This window comes from Sodalis sp. C49 (genome assembly GCF_046352915.1).
Classification (GTDB): domain Bacteria; phylum Pseudomonadota; class Gammaproteobacteria; order Enterobacterales; family Enterobacteriaceae; genus Acerihabitans.
Genome location: NZ_CP163303.1, coordinates 1038287 through 1050369, shown reverse-complemented (window position 1 = coordinate 1050369; position 12083 = coordinate 1038287). Strand labels below are relative to the sequence as shown.

General features: G+C 58.6%; 9 protein-coding genes. 5 read left to right on the top strand and 4 right to left on the bottom strand.

From position 1 onward, the window contains the following. Nucleotides 1–581 precede the first annotated feature (581 nt). Nucleotides 582–1295, bottom strand: a complete 714-nt coding sequence (gene mpaA, locus ABUK12_RS04630) for a murein tripeptide amidase MpaA (RefSeq protein WP_410015178.1) — start codon at nucleotides 1293–1295, stop codon at nucleotides 582–584. 141 nt (nucleotides 1296–1436) lie between these two features. Between mpaA and ABUK12_RS04625 the strand changes: the two genes are divergently transcribed. The 5 genes from ABUK12_RS04625 to ABUK12_RS04605 all read left to right on the top strand — a co-directional run bounded on the left by ABUK12_RS04625 (nucleotide 1437) and on the right by ABUK12_RS04605 (nucleotide 6647). Next, nucleotides 1437–3053, top strand: a complete 1617-nt coding sequence (locus ABUK12_RS04625) for an ABC transporter substrate-binding protein (RefSeq protein WP_410015177.1) — start codon at nucleotides 1437–1439, stop codon at nucleotides 3051–3053. A gap of 355 nt (nucleotides 3054–3408) precedes the next feature. Then, nucleotides 3409–4974 carry a diguanylate cyclase domain-containing protein gene (locus tag ABUK12_RS04620; protein ID WP_410015176.1) on the top strand — a complete coding sequence of 522 codons (1566 nt, stop codon included), beginning with the start codon at nucleotides 3409–3411 and terminating at the stop codon, nucleotides 4972–4974. Between the two features lie 117 nt (nucleotides 4975–5091). Beyond that, entirely contained in the window at nucleotides 5092–6075 is a 984-nt protein-coding gene (zntB, locus tag ABUK12_RS04615) for a zinc transporter ZntB (protein WP_410015175.1), read from the top strand. Nucleotides 6076–6079: 4 nt separating this feature from the next. Next, nucleotides 6080–6436, top strand: coding sequence for a hypothetical protein (locus tag ABUK12_RS04610; protein ID WP_410015174.1), 357 nt, complete (start codon nucleotides 6080–6082; stop codon nucleotides 6434–6436). Nucleotides 6437–6455: 19 nt separating this feature from the next. Next, nucleotides 6456–6647, top strand: coding sequence for a hypothetical protein (locus tag ABUK12_RS04605; RefSeq protein ID WP_410015173.1), 192 nt, complete (start codon nucleotides 6456–6458; stop codon nucleotides 6645–6647). A gap of 6 nt (nucleotides 6648–6653) precedes the next feature. Here ABUK12_RS04605 and ttcA read toward each other — a convergent pair whose 3' ends face one another. From ttcA to nifJ, 3 genes are all read right to left on the bottom strand, one after another. Then, complete coding sequence (gene ttcA / locus ABUK12_RS04600) at nucleotides 6654–7589, bottom strand: tRNA 2-thiocytidine(32) synthetase TtcA (protein ID WP_410016550.1); 936 nt, start codon at nucleotides 7587–7589, stop codon at nucleotides 6654–6656. Nucleotides 7590–7689: 100 nt separating this feature from the next. Further along, nucleotides 7690–8178, bottom strand: coding sequence for a hypothetical protein (locus ABUK12_RS04595; RefSeq protein ID WP_410015172.1), 489 nt, complete (start codon nucleotides 8176–8178; stop codon nucleotides 7690–7692). Nucleotides 8179–8314: 136 nt separating this feature from the next. Beyond that, entirely contained in the window at nucleotides 8315–11857 is a 3543-nt protein-coding gene (gene nifJ, locus ABUK12_RS04590) for a pyruvate:ferredoxin (flavodoxin) oxidoreductase (protein ID WP_410015171.1), read from the bottom strand. Nucleotides 11858–12083: the final 226 nt, after the last annotated feature.

Genomic DNA, 12083 nt, shown 5'->3' with positions numbered 1-12083 from the left:
CACAGCAATTGCATCCCATGATGGTCAATCCTATCCCGACGCCAATCCCTATCCTAAGCAACAGCGCCGCAGTCACTTCATAAAACGCATGGCCAACAGCGACATGTGGACCGGCATAAAGCGCGCTGACGGCGCCTGTGACCCCGGCATGAGCCGCCGGGAGCGCGGAGGTCAAGGAGGCCGTCGCGGTACGGCCTCTTTGTCGCTTGCCGGCGCCCGGCAATACATATGAACACCTCACGCACAGCAAGCGAAACCTTCGCCAAAGTGACATATACCCTGGCGCACCCTCACGCACGGCAAGCGAAACCTTCGCCAAAGCGACATATGCCCTAGCGCACCCTCACGCACGGCAAGCGAAACCCCCGCCGCAGCGACATCACCATGGCGACATTCATCTTCACGTAAGCCCAATATTACCAGGACGGCGATCGCCAAACCTACACAAGACGTGTTAAAGGGACACCGTGCCGATGGGGTCGAATCGGGCGTGGTTTTCCCATCCGCCCGAACGCCCATGGCAGGGTATGGCCGCCGATACCACCGGACTTAAAACCGGCTGGTTAAAGGATGAGCGTCTCTCACCCGGCATTCCCATCGTAGATCAGCAGCTCAACCAGCGCCGCCAGGTAACGATCGGTGGCGGCGTCGGCCGACACGGCGGGAAGCTCGGCGGTAATACAGGACAGACCACGATCTGAGCACCAACTCCCGAACGAACCCGGCGTCTCGTAGCCCACGCTTGTCACCAAGGGCAGCGCCAGCCGCGCCGCCAGCCAGGCGCCCAAAGGCGATGGCACGGCCTCTTCCACGCAGGCCAGCGGCTCATGAAAAGACGCCACCCAGGCGGGGGCGAGTCGCGCCACCAATCGGCATAACGCCGCCGTTTCCGGCTCCGAGCCCGGTCCGGCGCCGGTGGACAGCAAGACATCCCGCTCCGCCGCGCTGCTGGTCCAACGGTACACCGTCTCCTCCGGCCGCCAGTTGGCGGCGGGAAAATTGCGGTTCAGGTCCACGCCGTTAGCATTAGCCCGCAATCCCAATTGGCAGCCGTCCGGATTTACCGCCAGGATCACATGATGACGCGCAGGATGGCCAAGCGTGCGCAGCGCGCACGACAGCGCCACCACGCTTGCGGTTTCGTCGCCATGGGTACCGGCGATAATCAACCCGGTATCCGGGGCCGGGGCGGCGGCCGGGAAAAAAAGCAACGGCGCGCCCAGCACCGACCGGCCGTAGGGCTCGCCCAGGGAAGGCAGCTTTCCCCGCCGCGCGCGTGGTTGAAATAACTCCATACTGTTTCCTGACCGAAAATAATACGTTACATTGATTCATCTACTTTAGCGCAAAACGTCCGGCGTTATTATCCCTGGCAGGAAAAACACCGGGAAAGCGCCGGGCCGCTCTGCACCGGTTACGATAACAAGGATAATGCCATGCCGCGTTTCAACCCTACCTTATGTGCGTCGTTTATTATCGCCCTGAGCGGCAATCTCTGGGCCGCCACGGTACCCGAAGGCACGCAGCTGGCCGAACAGCAGCACATCGTGCGCCATATCAAAGATGAACCGGCTTCCCTCGATCCGATCAAAGTGGTCGGCCTGCCCGAAGCCCAAGTGGTGCGCGATCTGTTTGAAGGACTGGTCAATGAGGACGCCAAGGGCAATCTTATCCCGGGGGTGGCGACCCGCTGGCAAACCAACGATAACCGCACGTTTATTTTCCACCTGCGCCACGACGCGCGCTGGTCAAACGGTGACCCTGTCACGGCAAATGATTTTGTCTACAGCTGGCGGCGTCTCGCCGACCCGAAAAACCTGTCCTCCTTCGCCTGGTTCGCCGAACTGGCCGGCCTGGAAAACGCAGCAGACATCACCGCCGGGAAACTTCCCGCAGAACGGCTTGGGGTCAGCGCGCCGGATGATTACACCCTAAAGGTGCAACTCAGCAAACCGGTGCCGTATTTTGCCAGCCTGACCGCCAATTTCAGCCTGTTCCCGGTGCATCGCGCCACGGTGGAAAAATACGGCAACGACTGGACCAAGGTCGGCAACCTGGTGGGCAACGGCGCCTTCGCCCTGCACGAGAGGGTCGTAAATGAAAAAATCGTCCTCACGCCCAATGAACATTACTGGGATCATCAGCATACGGTATTGACCCAGGTAACCTTTATTCCGCTCAATCAGGAATCGTCCGCCCTGAATCGCTACCTGGCCAACGATATTGATATCACCGAATCCTTCCCCAAAAACCGCTACCAGCAGTTGCTAAAGGATATTCCCGGCCAGGTTTATACCCCGGACCAGTTGGGCACCTACTATTACGCGTTCAACACCCGGCGCGCGCCCACCGACGATGTGCGGGTGCGCAAGGCGCTGTCCTATGCCATTGATCGTAAAATTATCGCCGAAAAAGTGGTCGGCACCGGCGAAAAACCCGCCTGGCATTTTACCCCGGATGTCACCGCGGGTTTCACGCCGCAGCAGAATTTCCTGCAGCGGCATTCCCAGGAAGAGCTGGACGCCGAGGCAAAAGTGCTGATGAAAGCGGCGGGCTACGGCCCGGAGAAACCGCTGACCCTGAGCCTGCTGTATAACACGTCGGAAAGTCACGAAAAAATCGCTATCGCCGTGGCCTCGATGTGGAAGAAAAAGCTGGGGGTAAACGTCAAGCTGGAGAACCAGGAATGGAAAACCTATATCGACAGCCGCAATACCGGTAACTTTGACGTGGTGCGCGCTTCCTGGGTAGGGGATTACAACGAGCCTTCCACCTTCCTGTCATTATTGACCGCCACCCATAGCGGCAATATCGCCAAGTTTAATGATCCCGCCTATGATCGCCTGCTCGCCGAGGCCAGCCGGCAAACCAATCCGCAGCGCCTCAGCGCGGATTACAATAAAGCGGAAGATATGATAGCCGAGCAAGCGCCGATTGCGCCCATTTACCAATATACCAACGGCCGTTTGATCAAACCCTGGGTGCAGGGATATCCGATAACCAATCCGGAAGATGTGGCTTATAGCCAGACGATGTATATCCTCAGGCACTAAGTCCGCGCCGTTGCTTTATCACTGTCCGCCGCTTGGCGCATAGCCCTGTTAACCCGCTGAAGTTCTGCGGGTTATTGCTCTTCGTCGCGCTATATTATTTTGCTGGACGGCATCTGCCGTCGCCGTCAACGCCTTTCTGAGGCAAAGACGCGGACGGTATTTCTGACGGGTTTTGCGGACTCCGCTTGTCGCGCATGGCCTGGAAATTCCGCGGTCTATTCCTCCGGCTTGGCCGGGTGGGGTTATTAATTGCAAATTACATTAATTAGTTTAATACTTAACTGAAATTCCCTGCCTCCTGCGCATAACAGCACGCCGTCGCAGCTGATGTAAAACCCGTAAAATCAAGGAATAGATGGATTATTCGCCGAATGGTGCCTTACGCCTGCTGCATAAGGTCGTCAATCATGCTTCGCTGCTGATCCATGCCGCTATTTTTATTGTGGTGGTGGCCTGCGCCATTATTTTCCTTGATACCTGGCAAATCTGGAATGCGCATGGGCGCGATCTGGTGAATGCCGAACAAGATTCCGCCAATCTGTCGCGCGCCCTTTCCCAGCATGCGGAAGACACCTTTTTGCAGGTGGATATTACGCTGCAGGATTTGATGGAACGCCTGGACACGGACGGCCTGTCGCAGGCGCGGCTGCCGCGCCTGCAAAAAGTCATGAGTGAGCAGCTTAAACACCTGCCGCAGCTGCACGGCGGGTTTATTTATGACTCACAGGGGCACTGGCTGGTGACGGCTTCGGGTATTATTCCGCCTCATGCCAATAATGCGGATCGCGAATATTTCAAATATCACCAAGCCCATAATGACAATCGCTTATATATAGGCAAGGTGATCCGCAGCCGATCCACCGGCGATCTGGTCATTCCGGTGTCGCACCGGATAAATAACCAGGACGGCAGCTTCGGCGGCGTGGCGCTGGCGACGGTCTATGTCAGCTATTTCCAGGAGTATTACAATCATTTCGCCATCGACAATGACACCGCCCTGGTATTAATGCTGGCCGATGGCACCATTTTATATCGCCGGCCTTATGAGGAAAGCGCCATCGGCCGGAGCATGGCCAAAAGCACGCTGTTTACCGATGTGTTGCCGCGGGCCAAATCCGGCAATGCAACGATTATTTCTTATTACGATAAGGTGGAACGCATCTTCGGCTATTCCAAGCTGGATCAGTATCCGCTGGTCATCGCGGCGGGTTTGTCTAAAAAGGAAGTTTTGCGCGGCTGGCGTACCGACAGTATTATTTTTGCGGCGGGCGGGGCGGGGATCCTGATCATTTTAACCCTGCTGGCATGGGCGCTGCTGCGGCAAATTAACTTCAGCCTGCGCTCGGAAAAAGACCTGCTTATCGCCCGGGACTTATTGACGGAATTAAATCAAAAGCTGGCTGTTCAGGCCCTGCATGACGGTCTTACCGGCCTCGCCAATAGGCGCCAGTTTGATATCGTGCTGCAAAATGAGATGCAGCGCGCCTGTCGCGACCTGACGCCGTTGGGGCTGATCCTGCTCGATATCGACTTATTTAAAAAATATAACGATATCTACGGCCATGTCTCGGGGGATGAATGTTTGCAGCGGGTAGGACAAACGCTGCTGGCGCTGCCGCGCCGGGTGAACGATCTGGTGGCGCGTTACGGCGGGGAAGAGTTCGCCGTTATTCTGCCCGGCACGGATCTCGCCGGCGCGCGTACGTTTGCCGAGACGGTGGTCAGGGCGGTGCATGAATTGCAAATCCCCCATGACGCCAGCCCCTTTGGCGTGGTGACAATCAGCGCCGGCGCCCACGCCGCCATGCCGGTGAGGCCGGAAGATACGCCCGCCGTATTTATCCGCAGCGCCGATGCCGCGCTGTACGCGGCCAAAAGCCGGGGCAAAAACCGCGTTTGCGACGTCCGTCCGCGCGCATAGCGAGGGTGCCGGCATCACGTGCTGTAACCTCGAGGTTTTATAATTCTTTATATCTTCCCGTTTGGCGCTAGACTTGACATCAATCCGTGCCGAATCGTGCCGAATAAGGAAAAAAAGTTGGAAGTGCTCGATCGTGAAGCCTTGCATATCAACGGCGTGGTCTACGCCGGACAATTAGACGGCCAGGGCGGCATTACGCCTATCGAGGCCTCGGACATTGCGCATTGCCTCCATCCCTGTTGGCTGCACCTGGATACGGAACATCAGGCCAGCATGGAATGGCTGGCCACATCGCCGCTGATACCCGATCCGGTGCGCGAGTCGCTGGCCGGCAACAGCACGCGGCCGCGAGTTAACCGCATTCCCGAAGGCGCGCTGATAATTTTGCGCAGCATTAACTTCAATACCGAGGAATACCCGGAAGAGCTGATTGTCCTGCGTATCTATATCACGGAAAAACTGATCGTCACCACCCGTAACCAGCCGATCCAGGCGGTGGAGGAGATGCTTGACGAATTGCAGAAAAAACAGGGGCCGGTGGACAGCGGCAACTGGCTGGTGGATATGTGCGATACCCTGACCGATCACACCAGCGAGTTTATTGAAGATATGCATGACCGCATCATCGTATTGGAAAACGATCTGCTGGACCAGCAGATCCCGCCGCGCGGCCAGCTGTCGAAACTGCGCAAGCAGCTGATTGTCCTGCGGCGCTATATGGCGCCGCAGCGCGATGTCTTCGCCCGCCTGGCCAGCGAGCATTTGCCCTGGATGGGGGATGACGACCGCAGGCGCATGCAGGATATCGCCGATCGCCTGGGGCGCGGCATCGACGATATCGACGGCGGCATTGCCCGCACGGCGGTGATTGCCGATGAAATTAACTGGATTACCGCCGAGTCGATAAACCGCCGCGGTTATACCATGTCGCTGATGGCCATGGTTTTCCTGCCGACCACCTTTCTTACCGGTTTGTTTGGCGTCAACCTGGGCGGCATCCCCGGCGGCAATATGCGTTATGGTTTCAGTATCTTCTGCCTGGCGTTAATTATCTTGGTGCTTTGTGTGGCGCTATGGTTAAAACGGCGTAAATGGTTATAGCCATATGCATAGCGTGGCGGCGATGCGCGGCAAAATTTACGCAAAAAACGCAAAAAAGCCGGCTAATATTGAGCAATATCAAAAAGCAGGGGCGCGGGATGGGGCACTATCGATCCCGCAGGTGAATGCAACGTCAAGCGATGGGCGTTGCGCTCCATATTGTCTTACTTCCTTTTTTGAATTATTGCATAGCATATTTAATTCATACGATGCCGGGTTTATTAACCTGGCATTTTTTTTTGGTTTTTCCCCGGCGGGCATATTAACCGGGCGGCAGGGCGGGGATTTGTCCTTACCCCAATTGCCCACTATCCTTAACGTGAGTCCGCAGCAAACGCGCTGCTTTGATAAGACCCTTTAAAGAGGTGGACAGTATGCCTATGACTATGACACCCCGGGTGCGCCAGGCACCGGTTCCGTATCGAATGAGCATTCCAGGCGATCCGATACCGGAAGAACCCATCCCGACCGATCCGCCGCCGATCCCGAACCCACTGCCGGATCCGCCCCTGGAGCCGCCCTATAATCCCGACCCCAAGCCGATACAGGACCCGCCGCCGCATATGTGGTAGCTCGCGCTATTTTATTTCCACGACGTCGAGGCGCGCGCCGACAGGCGGCAGGGCATCAACGTCATCATCCGCCAGCCAGCCCGCGGGCTGCGCCGGCAGTTCCAGCGGGTCAAACGCCATATCGCCGCCGTCGATGATGTCGCCGCCGGCATGCAATTGCCTGAAATCAAATAACCCGCCGTCGGCGAGATGGGACGGCACCACGTTTTGCATCGCGCGGAACATGGTCTCCAGGCGCCCCGGGTAGTGTTTATCCCAGTCCCTGAGCATATTGCCTATCACCTGCCGCTGCAGGTTGGGCTGCGAACCGCACAGGTTGCAGGGGATAATGGGAAAGGCGCGCGCCTCGGCAAAGCGCTCGATATCCTTTTCGCGGCAATAGGCCAGCGGGCGGATGACGATATGTTTACCGTCGTCGCTCATCAATTTCGGCGGCATGCCTTTTAACTTGCCGCCGTAGAACATATTCAGGAATAGTGTCTGCAGGATATCGTCGCGATGATGCCCCAGGGCAATTTTATTGGCGCCAAGCTCGGTGGCGGTACGGTATAAAATGCCGCGCCGCAGGCGCGAACACAGGGAGCAGGTGGTTTTACCCTCGGGGATCTTATCTTTGACGATACCGTAGGTATTTTCCTCAACGATTTTATACTCGGCGCCCAAGGCATCGAGATAGGCGGGCAGGATATCGGCGGGAAAGCCCGGCTGCTTTTGATCCAGGTTGACCGCCACCAGCGAGAAGCTGATCGGCGCGCTTTGCTGTAGATTGCGCAGGATTTCCAGCATGGTGTAGCTGTCCTTGCCGCCGGAGAGGCATACCATGATGCGATCGCCGTCTTCGATCATATTAAAATCGGCAATGGCCTGCCCGACGTTGCGGCGCAGGCGTTTTTGTAACTTGTTCAGGTTGTACTGCTCTTTTTGGTCGACCACGGTGGTTATGCCTTTGACTGTTACCGGCGCGCCGCCAAGCCCGCGGGGCCGCGATGTGAGGACTCTTGTCGGGGATTGTACGCGATTATGGCGGCGACGTTGAACACTTTCAGTTGGGGAAATCCTGCATCAGCTTTTGGTTGATGACCGCCGCCGCCTGGTTGCCGCGCTTGATGTGGGTTACCAGGATTTCGTTCGATTGGGTAAAGCGGTGGCCGACGCGGACCCGGTACGACTTGGTCAGCCAGCTGAAAAACCCGGTGTCAAACGTGGCCTCGTCAATATCGCGCCATTTGACGCCGCCGACGCCTTTTTTCCACGGCAATAGGCCGCGGAACACCCAGACGCCGTCATCATCATAATAAAATACGAAACGCCTGCGCCAGGCAAAATCGTAGATTACCTTGATAATAGCCACAAACAGGATACCGTAGCCCACCAGGATGTAATTGGCGTCGCGCGCAGACTGCGACACGATAAGGCCGATGGCGCCCATTACCAGAAACAGCACCACGGGGCGAATATAGGCCACCCATGAGAGATAAAAAACGTCCTGCGCCGGCTGTTGCACCGCGAAGGTCACGTCGCCCTGATCCATTGCGTACCTGAATAATCGCTAAATTATGCTTAATAATAACCCCTGGGGCGGCGACTGGAAAGTCCATGCCGCCTCATGGCGTCGATATTCGCCGCCTGCCGGCCCGCAGCGTTGATAACGTAACGCCGGCGGTCGGCTATTCCGCCGCGTCGGTTTTACCCGCCATGCGGGCCAGGAAGTCATATTTCGCCTTCAGGTCTTTTTCCGCCGCCTGGTATAGGGCCGCGGCCACCTCCGGCTGCTGGGTATTCAGCCGCCGGAAGCGCTGCTCGTTAAGCAGTGTGGTGCTCAAATCGCTGCTGGGCGGGCGCGAGTCCAGCGCCAGCGGCAATTTGCCTTCGTCGCCGCGGCGGGGGTCGAACCGGTACAGCGGCCAAAAGCCCGTGGCGGTGAGCTGGCGCATCTGATCGTGGCTTAGCGCCAGATCATACCCATGCTCCTCGCACGGGCTATAGGCGATGATCAGCGACGGGCCCGGATAGGCTTCCGCTTCCTGGATGGCTTTCACCGTCTGGTTAAGCTGGGCGCCGAGTGAAATCTGCGCCACGTAGACATGGCCGTACATCATCATGCTGACGCCCAGATCCTTGCGGGTTTTGCGTTTGCCCTGTTCACCGAATTTGGTCACCGCGCCCAGCGGTGTGGCCTTCGACTGCTGGCCGCCGGTATTGGAATAACATTGGGTATCCAGCACCAGTATATTGACGTTTTCCGTCAGGCTCATGACGTGATCCAGCCCGCCGAAACCAATATCATAGGCCCAGCCGTCGCCGCCGATAAGCCAGATGGATTTATCCACCAGGTAATCGGCGTCTTGCGCCAGCTGGCGCAGGCCGGCGTCGACGCTCTGCGTTTGCAGCAGCGGGCGCAGTTCGGCGCGAAGCCGCGTTATCTGCCCGCGCCGCGTTTCCACCGCCACGCCGTCCGCCCGCAGTTCGCCGACCAGATCCGCCGGCAACAGCGACGCGTGCTCTTCAAGCAAACGCAGCACGCGCCGGCGATGGTGATCCACCGTCAGGCGAAAGCCCAGGCCGAACTCGGCGTTATCCTCGAATAACGAATTGGCCCACGCCGGACCGCGGCCTTCCGCATTGGTGGTGTAGGGGGTGGACGGCAGGTTGCCGCCGTAAATGGAGGAACAGCCGGTGGCGTTGGCGATTAACAGCCGGTCGCCGTACAGTTGGGTCAGCAGCTTGATATAGGGGGTTTCGCCGCATCCGGAACAGGCGCCGGAGTATTCGAACAGCGGTGTAATCAGCTGCGAGGTGCGGATATCGATGCGTTCCAGCTGGGACACGGCCATCTCGGGCAGATCCAGGAAAAAGTCATAATGGATTTTTTCCTCCTCCACATGCTCCAGCCGCGAGGCCATGTTAATGGCCTTGATGGCGGGATCCTGCCGATCCTTGGCCGGGCACACTTCGACGCACAGGTTACAGCCGGTACAGTCCTCGGGCGCCACCTGCAGCACATATTTCTGGCCGCGCATATCACGGGATTTCACGTCCAGCGAAGCCAGGCCGGCGGGGGCGGCGGCCATGGCCTGCGGGGCCACGACCTTGGCGCGGATGGCGGCATGGGGACAGGCGGCGACGCAATGGTTGCACTGGGTACACAAATCCGGCTTCCAGAGCGGGATTTGTTCGGCGATATTGCGTTTCTCCCAGCGGGTGGTGCCGACCGGCCAGGTGCCGTCGGGCGGCAGCGCGGAGACCGGCAAGGCGTCCCCCAGGCCCGCCAGCATGGCGGCGGTCACGGTTTTGACAAAGTCCGGCGCGGCGTCGGAGACCACCGGCGGACGCATGGGGCTACGATCGTTAACGTCTTCCAGCGGCACGGCGAACAGGGCTTCGCGCGTGGCGGCCAGCGCCTGCCAGTTACGCTCCACCAGTTCCTGGCCTTTGCTGCGGTAGCTGCGGGCAATGGCCGACTGCAGCTCCGCCAGCGCGCTGTCCGCGGGTAGAATCGCGGCCAGCTGGAAGAACGCCATTTGCATTACGGTATTGATGCGCGCGCCCAGTTGGCATTCGCGGGCAATCTGCGCCGCGTTGATGATATAAAACCGCGCCTGGCGCGCCTTCAGCAGCGCCTGCACTTCTTGCGGCAGGCGCGCCCAGATCTCATCGGCGCCATAGGGGGTATTCAGCAGGAAGATACCGCCGGGGCGCAGCCGCTCCACCATCTGGTATTTATCGATAAACTGCGACTGGTGGCAGCCGATAAAGTCGGCGTGGCTGATAAGGTAGGCGGAGTTAATCGGTTTTTCGCTGACCCGCAGGTGGGAAACCGTCAGGCCGCCCGCTTTTTTCGAGTCATACACAAAATAGCCCTGGGCGAACAGCGGGGTGCTGTTGCCGATAATTTTAATATTATTTTTGGTGGCGGACACCGTGCCGTCGCTGCCGAGTCCGTAGAACAGCGCCTCCAGCTTTGCCAGGCGCGGCAAATCCGCTTGCGGCAGGGGGAGGGACAGGTTGGTGACGTCGTCATAGATGCCCACGGTAAAGCGCGGCTTGGGCCGCGGCAGGGACAGCTCGTTGAAAATCGCCAGCACGCAGGCCGGATCGAACTCTTTCGACGACAGGCCGTAGCGACCGCCTATGGTACGCGGCAGGCTATCCCGCTGTCCCTGGCTGTAGGCTTCCGCCAGCGCGGTCATCACGTCCAGGTAAAGCGGTTCGGCCAGCGCCCCCGGTTCCTTGGTGCGGTCGAGTACCGCGACGGCCTTGACGCCCGGCGGGATCTCGGCCAGCAACGCATCGGCGCGAAACGGGCGATAGAGCCGCACCTTGACGATGCCGACCTTTTCACCCCGGGCGAGCAGGGTATCAATAACTTCTTCACAGGTGCCGATGGCCGACCCCATCAGGATAATCACGCGCTCGGCCTCGGGATGGCCGTAATATTCAAAAGGACGATACTGGCGGCCGGTGGCGCCGGCGAAGGCGTCCATGGCCTGGCGCACATGGTCGTAAGCCTGGTGGTACCAGGGGTTGGTGGCTTCGCGCGACTGGAAATAGGTATCCGGATTGGCCGAAGTGCCGCGAATCACCGGGCGATCCGGCGTCAGCGCGCGGGCGCGATGGGCGTCGATGGCCTCCTGCGGCAGCAGGCTTTTCAGCGTCGCGTCCGCCAGCGGCGCGATTTTATTGATTTCATGCGAGGTGCGGAAACCGTCGAAGAAATGGATAAACGGCAGCCGGCTATTGAGACTGGCGATCTGTGATATCAGGGCGAAATCCTGCGCTTCCTGTACGCTGGCGGCGCAGAGCATCGCGCAGCCGGTCTGGCGTACCGCCATCACGTCCGAATGGTCGCCGAAAATCGACAGCGCGTGGGTGGCCACGGTACGGGCCGCCACATGCAGGACAAACGGCGTCAGCTGACCCGCCAGTTTATACAGCGTCGGGATCATCAGCAGCAAACCCTGCGACGAGGTAAAGGACGTGGATAATGCGCCGGTCTGCAGCGCGCCGTGCACCGTGGCGATGGCGCCGCCTTCGGACTGCATCTCCACGACGCGGGGAACATCGCCCCAGATATTGGCGGTGCCCGCCTCGGACCAGGCATCGGCCTGCTCCGCCATGGTGGAACTGGGCGTAATCGGATAAATGGCGATAACTTCATTAATGCGATAGGCCACCGAAGCGACTGCGTTATTCCCGTCTGTGGTGATCATGCTGTACCTTTTCTGTTCACGGTTGATAACCCATAAATCATTGGGTTACCCCTTATGGGCGCCAGTATACCAGTAGCAACCCTAGGGGATTTTTGCTTTTGTGCGATGAAGCGCGCGGATAATTGTAAAACCGGCCCCGCAAGACTCGACGTCAAGACGCTGTGCGACTAGAATGCAAGCTTCAGACTATTCCTAGTACAATTATTACGGAGCTGATTAATGACGT